This window comes from Parabacteroides acidifaciens, from assembly GCF_003363715.1.
GTDB lineage: Bacteria > Bacteroidota > Bacteroidia > Bacteroidales > Tannerellaceae > Parabacteroides > Parabacteroides acidifaciens.
In genome coordinates, this window is the sequence record NZ_QREV01000013.1 from 60,505 (window position 1) to 75,502 (window position 14,998).

The 14,998-nt window shown below is 46.0% G+C and carries 14 protein-coding genes; 8 read left to right on the top strand and 6 right to left on the bottom strand.

What is annotated here, in order from left to right:
* Positions 1–431: 431 nt before the first annotated feature.
* The 3 genes from rpmA to DWU89_RS07760 form a co-directional block, all read right to left on the bottom strand.
* Positions 432–698 (bottom strand): 50S ribosomal protein L27, encoded by a 267-nt coding sequence (gene rpmA, locus DWU89_RS07750; protein WP_115499074.1) that lies wholly within the window; start codon positions 696–698, stop codon positions 432–434.
* Between the two features lie 22 nt (positions 699–720).
* Complete coding sequence (rplU, locus tag DWU89_RS07755; protein WP_115499075.1) at positions 721–1,038, bottom strand: 50S ribosomal protein L21; 318 nt, start codon at positions 1,036–1,038, stop codon at positions 721–723.
* Between the two features lie 131 nt (positions 1,039–1,169).
* Positions 1,170–3,905, bottom strand: a complete 2,736-nt coding sequence (locus tag DWU89_RS07760) for an alpha-L-rhamnosidase (protein ID WP_115499076.1) — start codon at positions 3,903–3,905, stop codon at positions 1,170–1,172.
* 150 nt (positions 3,906–4,055) lie between these two features.
* Here DWU89_RS07760 and prmA point away from each other — a divergent pair, with 150 nt between their 5' ends.
* The 7 genes from prmA to kdsA all read left to right on the top strand — a co-directional run bounded on the left by prmA (position 4,056) and on the right by kdsA (position 8,987).
* A complete protein-coding gene (gene prmA, locus DWU89_RS07765; RefSeq protein ID WP_115499111.1) occupies positions 4,056–4,907 on the top strand; it encodes a 50S ribosomal protein L11 methyltransferase in 852 nt (283 codons plus the stop codon).
* A 90-nt stretch (positions 4,908–4,997) separates the two neighbouring features.
* Positions 4,998–5,219 (top strand): YtxH domain-containing protein, encoded by a 222-nt coding sequence (locus tag DWU89_RS07770; RefSeq protein ID WP_115499077.1) that lies wholly within the window; start codon positions 4,998–5,000, stop codon positions 5,217–5,219.
* Between the two features lie 6 nt (positions 5,220–5,225).
* Complete coding sequence (locus DWU89_RS07775; protein WP_115499078.1) at positions 5,226–5,636, top strand: phage holin family protein; 411 nt, start codon at positions 5,226–5,228, stop codon at positions 5,634–5,636.
* Positions 5,593–5,973, top strand: a complete 381-nt coding sequence (locus DWU89_RS07780) for a hypothetical protein (protein ID WP_115499079.1) — start codon at positions 5,593–5,595, stop codon at positions 5,971–5,973. The genes DWU89_RS07775 and DWU89_RS07780 overlap by 44 nt, the downstream gene beginning before the upstream one ends.
* A 200-nt stretch (positions 5,974–6,173) precedes the next feature.
* The gene (gap, locus tag DWU89_RS07785; protein WP_115499080.1) at positions 6,174–7,184 is read left to right on the top strand and encodes a type I glyceraldehyde-3-phosphate dehydrogenase; all 1,011 of its coding nucleotides are present in this window, start codon (positions 6,174–6,176) and stop codon (positions 7,182–7,184) included.
* Positions 7,185–7,254: 70 nt separating this feature from the next.
* On the top strand, positions 7,255–8,181 hold the full coding sequence (gene miaA, locus DWU89_RS07790; RefSeq protein ID WP_115499081.1) for a tRNA (adenosine(37)-N6)-dimethylallyltransferase MiaA: 927 nt from the start codon (positions 7,255–7,257) through the stop codon (positions 8,179–8,181).
* A 5-nt stretch (positions 8,182–8,186) separates the two neighbouring features.
* On the top strand, positions 8,187–8,987 hold the full coding sequence (kdsA, locus tag DWU89_RS07795; protein WP_115499082.1) for a 3-deoxy-8-phosphooctulonate synthase: 801 nt from the start codon (positions 8,187–8,189) through the stop codon (positions 8,985–8,987).
* A gap of 86 nt (positions 8,988–9,073) precedes the next feature.
* Here kdsA and DWU89_RS07800 read toward each other — a convergent pair whose 3' ends face one another.
* Complete coding sequence (locus DWU89_RS07800; RefSeq protein WP_115499112.1) at positions 9,074–9,775, bottom strand: Crp/Fnr family transcriptional regulator; 702 nt, start codon at positions 9,773–9,775, stop codon at positions 9,074–9,076.
* A 163-nt stretch (positions 9,776–9,938) separates the two neighbouring features.
* On the opposite strand from DWU89_RS07800, the gene DWU89_RS07805 reads away from it, so the two are divergent.
* The gene (locus DWU89_RS07805; protein WP_222940343.1) at positions 9,939–12,116 is read left to right on the top strand and encodes a DUF5686 family protein; all 2,178 of its coding nucleotides are present in this window, start codon (positions 9,939–9,941) and stop codon (positions 12,114–12,116) included.
* A gap of 3 nt (positions 12,117–12,119) precedes the next feature.
* Here DWU89_RS07805 and DWU89_RS07810 read toward each other — a convergent pair whose 3' ends face one another.
* Both DWU89_RS07810 and uvrB read right to left on the bottom strand, forming a co-directional pair.
* Positions 12,120–12,959 carry an N-acetylmuramoyl-L-alanine amidase-like domain-containing protein gene (locus tag DWU89_RS07810; protein ID WP_115499084.1) on the bottom strand — a complete coding sequence of 280 codons (840 nt, stop codon included), beginning with the start codon at positions 12,957–12,959 and terminating at the stop codon, positions 12,120–12,122.
* A gap of 10 nt (positions 12,960–12,969) precedes the next feature.
* Positions 12,970–14,997 (bottom strand): excinuclease ABC subunit UvrB, encoded by a 2,028-nt coding sequence (gene uvrB / locus DWU89_RS07815; protein WP_115499085.1) that lies wholly within the window; start codon positions 14,995–14,997, stop codon positions 12,970–12,972.
* Between the last annotated feature and the right edge of the window lies 1 nt (position 14,998).

The window sequence follows — 14,998 nt, forward strand, 5'->3', positions numbered from 1 at the left end:
CGCTTTTCGGAATGGACTGCGCACCTCGTTTTTCCTATTGTCAGAAAGGGGAGCTTAAACCGTGAAAAGAGTCAATCCAAAATCGATCAAGATTTTGGACGAAATAGAAAAATGTCAGAAATGGGGGTTATTGTAAATTATTCAGGTTTGCAGAAGGTTCAAAACTGGCAAATATAAACAATATGACCGGTCTCGTAAAGATAAATTCCTCACCAACGAAATCACCCAAAACATGGGCTATCGAACGCATAAAACATACATATTAGCTGATGCTGGATAATTCACCGGACAGAAAGAACTGTTTTATCTTTTATACTCGATAAAAATAGGCTAATTTTATCGAATACAAAAGATAAAACCGTATAATCAGACACAAAAAAAGGATACCCGCCAAGCGAATATCCTTTTTTCTTATTCTATAATACCGGTACTTATGCTTCTGCAACGATTTCTTTTACAGAAACGAAAGAACGGTTTTCTTTACCTCTGCGGAAAGTTACTACGCCATCAACCAATGCGTACAACGTGTGGTCCTTACCGATACCAACGTTTTCACCCGGATGATGAACAGTTCCTCTCTGACGAACCAAAATGTTACCAGCTTTAGCAACTTCGCCACCGAAAAGCTTAACACCTAATCTCTTACTTTGTGATTCACGGCCGTTCTTAGAACTACCCACACCTTTCTTATGTGCCATTTCTTCTTTTCTCCTTTAAACGTTAAGCAACAATTTCTTTTACATTCACTTCAGTGAACTGCTGACGGTGACCGTTCAATTTACGATAACCTTTTCTTCTCTTCTTGTGGAAGATCAGCACTTTATCACCTTTTACCAGCGGAGACAGTACTTCGCATACTACCTTTGCGCCTTCTACAGTAGGAACACCTACTTTAACTTCTCCATTGTTGTCAACCAACAACACTTTGTCAAATTCCACAACAGCACCGCTTTCTGCGTTCTGAATGTGATGAACGAACAACTTCTTGCCTTCTTCAGCTTTGAACTGCTGTCCGTTGATTTCTACGATTACGTACATCTGTCTTTTTTCTATTTAAACAGGTTATGTCCCGGGGGTGGATACACATCTAAGCATCACTTGTTTACCCTCTGCGGAATTCAGTGTGCAAAATTACTGTTTCTTAATTTATCATCCAAATCTTTTTGAAACTATTTTCCAAAATGATAGCTTCCGGAACCGATCTCGATCTCTGTATATCCTTCCGTCGCCGAAACTCGCCGTACGCCCGGCAGATTACCGACCGTCACAACGTATTCTTTCGGTATGCGGACAAGTGCCGTCGTATTGCCCGGCAGTGTGATATCCCAGCTAAAGTCGCCGTTCTTCTTTGTCCAAGCGCTCTTGATCTCGCCGTAAACAGACCGATAGGAAGCGGAGACTTCGTCCAGGCCGTCGGGAAACACAGGTTCCATCACCAACTTTTTAAACCCGACGGCATCAGGAGCGCATTTGATACCGGCCAAATCTTCGTAATACCAGATCAGCAGGTCGCCGAGCAGCATCACATGGTTGGCCGAGTTCATGGCGGGATCTGCCGTGTCACCGTTCCAAAGTTCCCAGATCGTCGTTGCGCCATTCCTGATCATGTAGCCCCAACTCGGATATGTTTCGTTTGTCAGGATTTTATAAGCCATATCCACACGTCCGTATTCGGTCAGTCCGCGCATCAGATGCTGGATTCCCAACACTCCGGTACTGACATGGCCGCCGAAGTCGCCTTCTGTCTTATCCACTATATTTTTGAACACTTTGCCTTCGTATCCTTCCGGCACGAGTCCGAGACGCAAGGACAGGATATTGGCTGTCACCGTGTTATTTCCATATTGCGCCGTCTCTTGATCAAAGAACTTAGCATTATAGGCTTCTTTCATCTTAGCGGCAAGCGATTCGAATCCGGGGATATCGGCTTCCTGTCCGCAGATACGGGCAAAACCGATCATCTTATTCAGCAAATCATAATAAACAGTCGTGCTGAGAATCGCCCCGTCTGTCTTACGAGCCGGGTCCTTTGAATGGATCAGTTCCTGTGATTCGGGCGGCATACACCAGTCGCCATACTGGTCTTTCGTCATGATATAATCCTGCATGGTCGTCGCTTCCATATGCGCCATCCAACGTTTCATGGCCGGATAATGCGTGCGGATCGCACTGTCGTCACCATATTGGCGATACAGCATATCGGCGACATAGAAGAAGGCGGACGGCCAGGTCACATCGTCTGCATAAATCGTCCAATAGTTCGGAGAAACATCCGAGATGCTGCCTTCCGGACTCATGGAGTCTTCGATATCCTGCAACCATTTATTATACAATCGGGAGTTGTCGAAGATAAAGGCTTCGCCATAAGCGCCCGTCGCACGGTCACCCAGCCAGCCGAGGCGTTCGTCACGCTGCGGACAATCGGTCGGCATGCCCCGGTAATTACTGCGGATTCCCCAATAAGAGTTCTGATGTATCTGGTTCACCAACGGATTGGAAGTCTCAAAACATCCGGTCGTCGCCATCCGGTCATAAATCACATGGCCGGTAAAAGCAGACAATTCAGGTTTATAATCAAGCCCGGAGATTTCCACAAAACGGAAACCATGATAGACAAAACGGGGTTGCCAACTGAAATCGCCGTCTTTGGCTGGCGTATAAATATCTGTCACCAACGCTTTACGCAGGTTTGCCAAGTAGAGCGAACCGTCTTTCTGCAACAGTTCGGCAAACGTCATGGAGACGGGTTGATCTTTTTTCCCTTTCAGGTTTATGGACAACCAGCCGACCATATTTTGTCCCATATCCAGGATATATTTGCCGTCGGGACGTTCAAAGATGGCAACCGGTTTCAAGGTTTCCTGTACCCGGATATTCGGATTCTGCTGTGCAGTCAGCTTTCCGGCCGGAGCTTCCATTACGTCGGGAGTTTTCCAGGCGCCATCGTCATAACCATTCGTGTTCCAGCCTGCCATTTCTAAGCGGGCGTCATATTCTTCGCCGTCAAACTCGTTATTGGCAACGATCGGTCCTTTTGAAGTGATTTTCCAGGAAGCATCGCTGACAACTGTTGCCTGCGACCCGTCGGCATATTCAATCTGAAGCTGTGCCAACAAACGGGGCAGACCAAACGTTTTCATACCCGGATTACGCATGGAGAAGAAGCGGCCGTTACCCAATATCACACCCAGCGTATTCTTATCGGCAGCCAGTAAATTCGTCACATCATATACATTATAATATACACGCTTATAATATAAGGAAGGCATCGGGGCAAAAACATCTTCGCTCACCTTCTTTCCGTTCAGATAGGCTTCGTGCGAGCCGAGACCGGAAATATACAGGACAGCTCGCTTCACAGCCTTGTCTGCCGTAAACTCTTTACGCAGGTAACGGGCGGCAAGACGGGTCTTATTGTTTCCACCGGCCACTCCTATTTCTTCGCCCGGATTGGAAAGGGCATCCTCACCGATCCAAGTCGCTTTCCATTCCGAGTCATCGAGCAGGGCCATCGACCAGCTTCCGACATCGCTCCAGGGACTGTCGCCTTGATTAGTCGCTAACTTTACACGCCAGAAATAAGGCTTTCCCGATTTGAGCGCTTTCCCTGCATACGGAACCAGCACCGATTGATCCGAACGGACTACGCCCGAATCCCACAAAAGGCCTTCTCCTGATTCTAACTGTTCGGGAGATGCGGCCACCTGTATCTGATAAGAGACTTGTGCCAAATCCGGCCTATCGGAAACGATTTGCCAGGAGAAGCGAGGTTGCGTCACATTAATTCCTAATGGATTTTCTTTCATCTCCAACCGGAGATTCTCTACTTTTACTGTCGAATCGGACGTACATCCCGCCCAACTGAAAATCAAAGCGATCAAAAGCAATAGTGTTGTCTTTTTCATATCGTTGCGATTTAATCTGTTAATAGCATGACTTTTGCAGTCAAAGGAAAAGCTTTCAGGCCTTATTCCATTCCTAAAAATGATTTTATATCTTATGTTTTTGATAATAATTACTATATTTGTCAGTATAAACAGGTTAAACAAAAAGATATGAATTATTACGAACTCACTTTCACCTACGACTCTCCTATCGAGACTTCCATCATTAACGACGTGCTGGCCGCCGAACTGGGAGAAATCGGCTTTGAAAGTTTTACTGAAAACGAAAACGGACTGTCAGGATATATTTCCGATCAATTATATAATGTAAAGAGCTTGCAGGAGAAACTTGCCGCTTTCCCGCTGGAAAATGTCGAGATCCATTATACCGAATCTTTGGTGGAAAGCAAGGACTGGAACGAAGAGTGGGAAAAGAATTACTTCAAACCGATCCGCATCGGCAAAGACTGCATCATCCGCGCCTCTTTCCACGAACACGAACCGGGCTATACCTATAACATTATCATCGATCCGAAAATGGCTTTCGGAACCGGCAACCACGAAACGACTTATCTGATGATCAGCGAAATGCTCAAACTGGACCTGGCCGGGAAAGAACTGCTCGACATGGGATGCGGAACAGCCGTATTGGCCATCCTTGCCCGCATGAAAGGAGCCGGACGCGTTGTCGCCATCGATATTGACGAATGGGCTTACAACAATGCGCTCGAAAACATCCGCCTCAACAATACAGACGACATACAGGTCGCGCTCGGCGGCGCCGAACAGATCGCAAGTGCCGGACAATTCGATATCGTATTCGCCAATATCAACCGGAATATCCTGCTGAATGACATCCGCCACTACAACGACTGCATGAAACCGGGTGCGCTACTCTTCATGAGCGGCTTCTACGTACAGGACATTCCCGCCATCGAGGAAGAATGCAAGCGCAACGGACTCACCTTGTTGTCGCACACAGAGAAGAATAATTGGGTTGCGGTGAAAGTTCAAAAACCATAACATTAATTAACCCTAAAAGTTAAGGCCGAAGTAAACTATCATTCAAGTATATTCGTTATCTTAGTAGCAACATTATAAAAAGAAAGAGTTATGAAAAATGTAGATTCTAAATTATTACTGGGATTAGTAGTTGGTGCAGCCGTTGGCGCTGCAGTTGGTTATCTGGCAGCAACAGATAAAAGAGAACAACTATTAGAAGAATTGAATGGTGTAGTTGGAAAAGTAAAAGAAGGCTTCAATTCTGCTCTTGCTAAATACAAAGAGGGTAAAGCCGAAGTTGCAAAAACTACAGAAGAAATCGTAGCAGAATAAGTTTGTATGGAGAAAGACTCAGGAGAAATCTTCCGGGAGCTGAAAGATGACCTTTCGGCTTACGTGGAGTTGAAGCTCGAACTCCTAAAATTAAACACATACGAGAGGACGGGGAAAGTGATCGCTGTCCTTTCGTATGGTGTTATTTTGTTGTTTCTGGCTTTCTTTGCAATTCTGTTCATCTTCCTGGCTTTAGGTTTCTTCCTCGGTGACCTGTTCGGATCGGTCGGCTCGGGGTTTGGCGTGGTCGCCATCCTCTATCTGATACTGATCGGAATTATTATAATGAACAAAGACAGAATCAGCAACAAGGTATTGAACGTTGTGATCTCTGCATTGACAACAAATGACGATAAAACAAACGCGACAGACAATGAACAAGCAGCAACAGACCCCGCTGGAGAAACTGATTTCTGACCGCCGCCGCATCCAACAGGCATGCGTGCTACAGGAACAGAAATTGAATACCGATTTCTCATACATACAAGAGAATGCCGGTAGCCTGCTACTCTCGGGTGTCTCCGCTCTTTTATTCCCAAACACAAAAGCTAAATCCAAAGGAACAGAAAACAGCCAGTCCGTGCAACCGGCTTCGGAAGTGCCCTCCCTGTCGTTGGGATTTTCCGATTATCTTTCTGTTGCACAGAGTTTACTACCCGTCGCTTGGGACGTTGCACGCCCATTACTGACCGCTTGGGGGATACAAAAGGTCCAGACATGGATAATAAGGAAACTTTTTAAGAAAAAGAAATAAGCCTCAACAATTAATTTATGTTAGAGGGCATATTTTTCTCGTTCTATTTCCCAAACAATAAAAAAAATGACTAAATTTGCAGTCGTTAAAAACAAGGAATGAGATACAACAAACTTTTCAAGCTCGTGTGCTACTCCTTGTAGACGCTAATTCGGATATAAAATTATTATTTTTAATAAACCCATAAAAGTTTTATTACAATGATTAAAGTAGGTATTAACGGTTTCGGCCGTATCGGACGTTTCGTTTTCCGTGCTGCTCAGAAGAGAAGCGATATTCAGATCGTAGGTATTAACGACCTTTGCCCGGTTGATTACTTGGCATATATGCTGAAATATGACACTATGCACGGTCAGTTCGACGGAACTATTGAAGCTGACGTTGAAAACAGCAAACTGATTGTAAACGGTAAAGCTATCCGTGTAACTGCAGAAAGAAATCCTGCTGATTTGAAATGGGATGCAATCGGTGCAGAATATGTTGTTGAATCAACAGGTCTGTTCCTGACAAAAGAAAAAGCTCAGGCTCATATCGAAGCTGGCGCTAAATATGTTGTAATGTCTGCTCCTTCTAAGGACGACACTCCAATGTTCGTTTGCGGTGTAAACGAAAAAACTTATGTTAAAGGTACTCAGTTCGTTTCTAACGCTTCTTGTACTACTAACTGTTTGGCTCCTATCGCTAAGGTTCTGAACGACAAGTTCGGTATCACAGACGGTTTGATGACAACTGTTCACTCAACTACTGCTACTCAGAAGACTGTTGACGGTCCGTCTATGAAGGACTGGAGAGGTGGTCGTGCTGCTTCTGGCAACATCATCCCTTCTTCTACAGGTGCTGCTAAGGCTGTAGGTAAAGTTATCCCGGCTTTGAACGGCAAATTGACTGGTATGTCAATGCGTGTTCCGACTCTGGACGTTTCTGTTGTTGACTTGACTGTTAACTTGGCTAAGCCGGCTACTTACGCAGAAATCTGCGCAGCTATGAAGGAAGCTTCTGAAGGCGAACTGAAAGGTATCCTGGGTTACACTGAAGATGCTGTTGTTTCTTCTGACTTCCTGGGCGACGCTCGTACTTCTATCTTCGATGCTAAAGCTGGTATCGCTTTGACAGATACATTCGTAAAGGTTGTTTCTTGGTATGATAACGAAATCGGTTATTCTAACAAGGTTCTTGACCTGGTAGCTCACATGGCATCTGTAAACGGATAATCATAAGATTATATAGTTTAAAAGCCGCATCCTTCGGGTTGCGGCTTTTTTTGTCTACCTTTGTACCACTATGGATGCCTATCAACTTATCACTGTTTTAGGGCCGACAGCTTCCGGCAAGACAACATTTGCCGCCGCACTCGCCGCCCGGCTGGACACGGAGATTATCAGCGCCGACTCCAGACAGATTTACCGTTCGATGGATATCGGGACAGGGAAAGACCTGGCCGATTATACGGTAAACGGAAAAGCAATTCCTTACCACCTGATCGACATATGCGATCCGGGATACAAATATAACGTATTCGAATATCAGCACGATTTCTTCCGGGCTTACGAATCAATCCGGGAGAAAGGGAAACTGCCTGTTCTCTGCGGAGGTACGGGAATGTATATAGAAGCCGTATTGAAAGGTTATAAGCTGCTGGATGTTCCCCAGAACCCGGAACTGCGTGAGTCATTAAAAGACAAATCACTCCCGGAACTGGAACAAATACTTGCCAGCTATAAGACCTTACACAACAAAACAGACGTAGATACGGCCCAACGCGCCATCCGCGCTATCGAGATTGAAGAATATTACAGGAACGAAGCTCCGGATGCAAACGAATACGACCCGATCAACAGCCTGATCATCGGTATCGACATCGACCGCGAGTTACGGCGCGAAAAGATTTCCCGTCGCTTGCGCACCCGCCTGGATGAAGGGATGGTAGATGAAGTACGCGGCATCATCGATTCGGGTGTAAAGCCGGAAGACCTGATTTATTACGGACTGGAATATAAATACCTAACATTATATATAATAGGCGAACTGTCTTATGAGGAAATGGTTTCACAATTGGAAATCGCCATCCACCAATTCGCCAAACGGCAAATGACATGGTTCCGCGGAATGGAACGCCGGGGAAGCATCATCCATTGGATAGACGCAACATTGCCGACAGAGGAAAAGATCGAGAAGACATTGGAGTTATTGAGACAAAACAACATATAACGATTATGATAACAATAAACGATTTAAAAAACAACGATAACTTCTTCCTGATGGCAGGCCCTTGCGTGATAGAGGGAGAAGATATGGCACTGCGCATTGCCGAAAAAGTGGTCGGCATCACGAATAAACTGAACATCCCGTATGTATTCAAAGGATCATACCGGAAAGCCAACCGTTCACGCCTGGATTCCTTTACCGGCATAGGAGACGAGAAAGCGCTCAAGATACTGCGCAAAGTCAGTGAGACATTCGATATCCCGACAGTCACAGATATCCATGAAACGACAGAAGCCGCAATGGCAGCCGAATATGTCGAAGTCCTGCAAATCCCGGCTTTCCTTTGCCGCCAGACAGACTTATTGGTTGCTGCAGCCAAAACAGGCAAGATCGTCAATATCAAAAAAGGACAATTCCTTTCACCGGAAGCCATGAAGTTTGCCGTACAAAAGGTAGCCGACGCCGGAAATAACAATATTATGATTACGGAAAGAGGCACAACATTCGGTTATACCGACTTGGTCGTGGATTATCGGGGGATTCCTCAAATGCAGCAGTTCGGTTATCCGGTTATCATGGATGTAACCCATTCCCTGCAGCAGCCGAACCAGACTTCCGGCGTAACAGGCGGACTTCCTGCTTTGATCGAAACAATAGCCAAAGCAGCCATTGCCGTCGGTGCCGACGGATTATTCATCGAAACCCATCCGGAACCATCCAAGGCCAAATCAGACGGAGCTAATATGCTGCAACTCGATTTACTGGAAGGATTACTGACACGGCTGGTCCGTATCAGGGAAGCTTTATAATTAAAAATTGAGAGTTGAAAATTATTACAGAGACCTCTCAGTCTTTTAATTTTCAATTTTCAACTCTCAATCTTCAATTTATTCCATTATCCCATCTTACTTATCTTTCTGAGCTTATCTTCGTCTATCAGCTTGATCTTTCGACCATCGATTGCAATAATACGCTCAGCGACAAATGTAGACAATGTACGGATAGCATTGGATGTTGTCATGTTAGAGAGATTTGCCAAATCTTCACGAGACAGGTAAATACTCAACGTTGCCCCATCTTCTTCCAAGCCGTAACTATCTTTCAGGAACAACAACGATTCTGCCAGACGACCCCGGATATGTTTCTGGGTAAGGTTGACTGTACGTTCGTCAGCGATTCCTAAATCGAGAGAAAGTTGGCGGATAAAAAACATTGCAAGATTCGCATTTCCCATTAAAAGGTCAGTAACAATCGTCATCGGAATCAGGCATACTGTCGAAGCCTCAAAAGCAGAAGCATTCGTCAGATAGTTTTCCTGAGCAAAATTTGCCCGGTAACCAAAGTACTGCACAGGCTTAATCATCCGGATGATCTGGCTTCGACCGCCTACACCTTCCTTAAAGATTTTCACCTTGCCTTTTAATAAGCACATCATATCCCTCGGTTCGTCGCCCTCGCAATATATCAACTCATTACGTTTGAAATGCTGGATCGTCGAATTATTACGGAGCACATCCCGTTCCTTTTCGGTCAGGACTCTCCATACTTCTGCCAAACTGGCCGATAGATCGACCTCTTCTTTTTGTTGTTTAACCACGACTGCTATATAACATACTTGTGAAGCACAAATGTAATACTTTTCTTTTAAAAGCATAATATGTTTAATCTGATAATTTACTAAATTCATAAACATTTTACACTCTTTAGCCTGGAAATTCGATTTTATTAATTACGTTTGTAAAGAAAGGGACGATAATTTGTTGAAAAAGTATATTAATATAATCATTCTGCTTTTTATCGCAGCGAATGCCTTAGCTAACCCTGACGGTAGTTATGGAGATCTTTTATTGTTGGGACGAACAAAAAAAACGGTGTCGTCTCTGCAAGGAGATTCTATTATGAATAAAGTAATCGAATATGCAGATAAATACAGGACTGCCGTTAACCAATATGAAGCGGAAATCTATATTAAAGGTAAAACCGAAATCCTTAAGCGAAACGCTTTAATGCGCTTTGCCCACCACCTTTTCCCGGTAGACCGGAAGAACAAGGACATGATCTTCGAAATGGTAAGTCATTCCAAATTCAACGCCCCCAATAACTATCAACATAACTTCAAGGCGTTATACGGAAACAGTATACCAAACGGGGCTAAGCAACAGGAGGTCCTGGCATTCCTGAACCTGAACGTCTACTCGCCTACCATCTATAACGAAGGAATCATCATGCCGGTCGCCCGGGAAGCGTTCAAGTTCTACAACTTCAATCTGGAAAGTATTGAAATTGCCGATAATCTGAAAATATACAAGATACGTTTCATGCCCAAGCTATGGAGCCAGAAACTAATCTGCGGAGACCTCTATATCACGGATAAAGACTGGCGCATCGACAAGATCGACGTGAACGGACGCTTCTCCTTTGCCGAGTTCAACCTCGTCATGACATTCGGACGTGATTACCGCCATTTCATTCTGCCGCAAAAAGCCGACCTCTTTCTCCGGTATCACGTATTAGGGAATGCCATCGCCAGCTCCTATCACACCTCTTTCAAGTACAATGCAGTCGAATGGGTGGAAGAAGATTACGAAAGTAAAAAATACAAGCCGCTCGACTTGACAGGATATTACCGGCTATCATCCGACACGATCCCGATCATAAGCGACAGTAGTTACTGGAATAAGAAACGGGACATACCGTTGACCAAAGAAGAAGCGATAAAATACGAAAAGAAAAACATTGCAGTCCTGCAAAAAAGCGATACCGGCAATATCCAGAAATATCTGAAAATAACGGAAAAGCTAACCAATACGATCAATCTGGACTACAAGACCACCCGTCTGAAGTATTCCGGCATACTGAATCCTTTCCAGTTAGGCTATTCAGGGCGAAACGGCATTACCTACAGGCAACAGGTCCGCTTCAGCAAGACATTCAAACGGGACCGCCAGCTACGTTTCCACCCGGAGATCGGTTTCGTCTTCAAACGAAAAGAATTGTTTTTCAAGTTTGGAGGAGACTGGGAATATCTTCCGGAAAAACGAGGCGCCCTAAGTCTCAGCCTTGGAAACACCAACCAGGGATACTCATCCAAGATCATGGAGGAAATCAACGAGCAGTTGAAAGACTCCGCCTTCAACTTCGACAATCTGGATCTGGAATACTTTAAGCACTACTACGTCGAGCTCAAAAATCAAATCGAGTTGTTCAACGGTTTTCAACTAACGACCGGTGTCTCATACCACCGCCGTGTTCCAACCCGGAAAAGCGCGATCGATCCGGGAGACGGCGTAACGGAAATTATCAATGAAAACTATCACGACTTCATACCAACGATCGGTTTCTCCTATACACCCAGGCAGTATTACTGGATGGACGGTTATCGTAAAGAGTATCTCTACTCCTACTATCCTACTATTTCCCTGGAATTCGGACAATCCATACCCGGCGTATGGAAGAGTAGCGGAAATTACGGACGCATAGAAGCCGACATCCACCAAAGCATTTACCTGGGGCTATCCCGCCGGTTTAACTACCACATCAGCGGAGGTATGTACACAAACCAGAAATCAACCTATTTTGCCGATTACCGGTATTTCACCCGGCATAACTTTCCCGAGTCGTGGGGAGGAGATGATTTCGGAGGTGTCTTCCATCAGCTGAGAAGTGTATGGTTCAACGCCTCCGACAAATACGTGCAAGGTCATCTCATGTATGAAAGCCCGTTTATGCTCATCCAACTGTTCAAACCGGAAGCAACCAAACATATCATTTCGGAACGTTTCTACCTCAGCCAGCTGTGGATGCCGATCAAGCCCAGCTATACGGAAATAGGATACGGTTTCGGTAATCACATCTTCAACGTAGCCGCCTTTGTCGGATTCGATAAATTGAAATATGACGGCATCGGATTCAAGTTTGCATTCGAACTCTTCCAGTAACCGTCAGAATTGCGGGCGGACAATCATTATGCCGCTGTTACGCTTGATGCTCTGCACATATTCCTGTAAAGGTTCCTCATTCACAATCACCTGCTTCTTAGAAGTCGAGGCATGGATAAAGGTCAGCTTCTCCCCTTCCCGGCAGATAATGCCGACATGAGAAATATCCAATCCCCTTATAGTCGTCACAAAACAAACAATATCGCCGTTCCGGATCTTTCCGGCATGTGCATTGATCTCGTCCTGCGGGATGTAATAGTACGGCCGGGCACTGATCTCCCGCTCTTTCGCCACCATTATTGCCACACGATCAGGGTGCCCATTCAACTGTTTGTAACTACCCGGATGCATAGACATAAAAAAGAGGTCCAACATAAGCGGTTCTCCTCCTATCTCTTTCGTGACATCTTTCAGGTAGCCTCTCCGTTCGTTCTCATAAATCCAGTCGGAAGTATAATGGAGGCGGTCTGTATAATCCAGTGTAGCCTTATCCGGTTTCCGGTAACGCATCCCTTTCAGGGCGGACATATAAAGATCGAATGACGGATGTTGCTCCTTCAAAGAACGAACTAAAGCAGCCGTATTCTCGACCAGCGTCATGCAATCCAGTTCGCGCAGATTAACAACCAAGTCTTCCGGTTCCTTTTCCAATGTACCGGCCACATAAGGAGTTCCCAAGAAGAAACGGGCCGTTTCCACCATCAGTTCACCCGTCGGCAAAGCCTTCTTCGATTCCATCGCCCGGCAATACCGGTCATAGACCGCCTTGTCTTCGACAGACTGCGCATTTCCGGCAGAGAAAGAGAGAAGCAACAGTAACAATATCAGATACTTCAGTTTCATAACGCTCTTTTTATTCCTTTTTTGTTCCCAACAGATCCTCTAACTTCACCAATTCGTCACGGAACTGGGCAGCTTCGATAAATTCCAGCTTCTTAGCCGCTTCCATCATCTGTTTCTTCGTCCGCTCGATAGCCTTTTCAAGCTGCGCGCGGTTCATATACTGAACCACCGGATCTGCGACCAAGCTTGGTTCTGGCTCCACATAAGCATACGGTTCACCCGTAACAGGTTGCTGTTTTTCCGCCATCAGAGAGACGCTGTTCCGGATCACCTGACGAGGCGTGATGCCATGTTTCTCATTGTAGGCAAGCTGTTTTTCACGGCGACGTGCCGTTTCGTCCATTGTCAGACGCATACTGTCGGTTATCTTGTCGGCATAGAAGATCACCTTTCCATTCACGTTTCGGGCCGCACGTCCGGCAGTCTGCGTCAGGGAGCGGTGCGAGCGGAGGAATCCTTCTTTATCGGCATCCAGAATGGCGACCAACGAAACTTCCGGCAGGTCGAGCCCTTCACGAAGCAGATTGACACCGATCAGCACATCGAACAGCCCTTTCCTGAGGTCATCCATAATCTGAATACGCTCCAGCGTGTCGACATCACTGTGGATATAGTTGCAACGGACTCCCATCCGCATCAAATAGGTGGTCAACTCTTCCGCCATGCGTTTCGTCAGTGTCGTAACCAGGACACGTTCGTCCACAGCGGAACGTTTCGTTATCTCTTCCATCAAGTCATCGATCTGGTTCAGTGTCGGACGCACTTCGATCACCGGATCGAGCAGTCCGGTCGGACGGATCACCTGGTCGACCACGATACCTTCGCTCTTCTCCAACTCGTAATCGGCAGGCGTCGCACTGACATAAATAGCCAGCGGAGTCAACGATTCGAACTCGTCGAACGTAAGCGGCCGGTTATCCATCGCTGCAGGTAGCCGGAAGCCATATTCCACCAGGTTCTTCTTACGAGAATAATCACCCCCGTACATTGCCCGTATCTGCGGGATCGTCACATGGCTCTCGTCCACGACCAGCATAAAATCTTTCGGAAAATAGTCCAATAGGCAGAAAGGACGTTCACCCGCCTGGCGGCCGTCGAAATAACGGGAATAGTTCTCGATACCGGAACAATGTCCCAGTTCGCGTATCATCTCCAGATCGAAAGTAACCCGTTCATACAAACGCTTTGCCTCGTAAGGCTTACCGATCTCTTGCAGGAATTTCACCTGCGTACCTAAGTCCACATCGATCTGCCCGATAGCCATGTTGATACGTTCCTGCGTAGTGACGAAAAGATTCGTCGGATAGATATTCAGTTCGTCCTGTTCGTCTATCTCCTGTCCGGTCTGTGGGTCGAACGAAGAGATGCGGTCTATCTCATCGTCCCAGAACTCGATACGGTAAGCCGCCCCGTCAAAGGTTTCAATCGCCGGAAAGATATCGACCGTGTCCCCGTTTACCCGAAAGCAGCCCCGGTTAAATTCCAGCTTATTATTGACATAGAGGGCATCCACGAAACGACGCAACAGCTTGTCGCGATCGATGCGCATGCCCCTTTCCAGATGCGTCACCTTCTCGGCAAAAGCAGTCGGGTCCGCCATACCATAGAGGCAGGAAACGGAAGAGACGACAATGACATCTTTCCGCCCGGAGAGCAACGAAGCAGTAGCCCGCAGACGCAACTTGTCGATCTCGTCATTGATCTGCAAATCCTTTTCGATGTAAGTATCCGTACTCGGCAAGTAGGCTTCCGGTTGGTAATAATCGTAATAAGAAACGAAATACTCGACGGCATTATTCGGAAAGAACGCCTTAAACTCGCTGTACAACTGTGCTGCAAGCGTTTTATTATGACTCAGGATCAGGGTCGGTTTCTTCACCTCCTTGATCACATTGGCAATTGTAAACGTCTTTCCGGACCCCGTTACCCCTAACAAGGTCTGGAAAGGCACACCATTCTTTATACCGTCGGACAGAGCCGCAATCGCTTCCGGCTGGTCGCCCGTCGGACTGAATGGAGAAGATAATTCAAAATTCATT

Bases quoted from the DNA above. Each gene is read 5' to 3' on its own strand.
- uvrB (WP_115499085.1), bottom strand. From the start codon at position 14,997: ATGAATTTTGAATTATCTTCTCCATTCAGTCCGACGGGCGACCAGCCG.
- miaA (WP_115499081.1), top strand. From the start codon at position 7,255: ATGGATGCCTATCAACTTATCACTGTTTTAGGGCCGACAGCTTCCGGC.
- prmA (WP_115499111.1), top strand. From the start codon at position 4,056: ATGAATTATTACGAACTCACTTTCACCTACGACTCTCCTATCGAGACT.
- kdsA (WP_115499082.1), top strand. From the start codon at position 8,187: ATGATAACAATAAACGATTTAAAAAACAACGATAACTTCTTCCTGATG.
- DWU89_RS07770 (WP_115499077.1), top strand. From the start codon at position 4,998: ATGAAAAATGTAGATTCTAAATTATTACTGGGATTAGTAGTTGGTGCA.
- DWU89_RS07760 (WP_115499076.1), bottom strand. From the start codon at position 3,905: ATGAAAAAGACAACACTATTGCTTTTGATCGCTTTGATTTTCAGTTGG.
- rpmA (WP_115499074.1), bottom strand. From the start codon at position 698: ATGGCACATAAGAAAGGTGTGGGTAGTTCTAAGAACGGCCGTGAATCA.
- DWU89_RS07780 (WP_115499079.1), top strand. From the start codon at position 5,593: ATGAACAAGCAGCAACAGACCCCGCTGGAGAAACTGATTTCTGACCGC.
- gap (WP_115499080.1), top strand. From the start codon at position 6,174: ATGATTAAAGTAGGTATTAACGGTTTCGGCCGTATCGGACGTTTCGTT.
- DWU89_RS07775 (WP_115499078.1), top strand. From the start codon at position 5,226: ATGGAGAAAGACTCAGGAGAAATCTTCCGGGAGCTGAAAGATGACCTT.
- rplU (WP_115499075.1), bottom strand. From the start codon at position 1,038: ATGTACGTAATCGTAGAAATCAACGGACAGCAGTTCAAAGCTGAAGAA.
- DWU89_RS07810 (WP_115499084.1), bottom strand. From the start codon at position 12,959: ATGAAACTGAAGTATCTGATATTGTTACTGTTGCTTCTCTCTTTCTCT.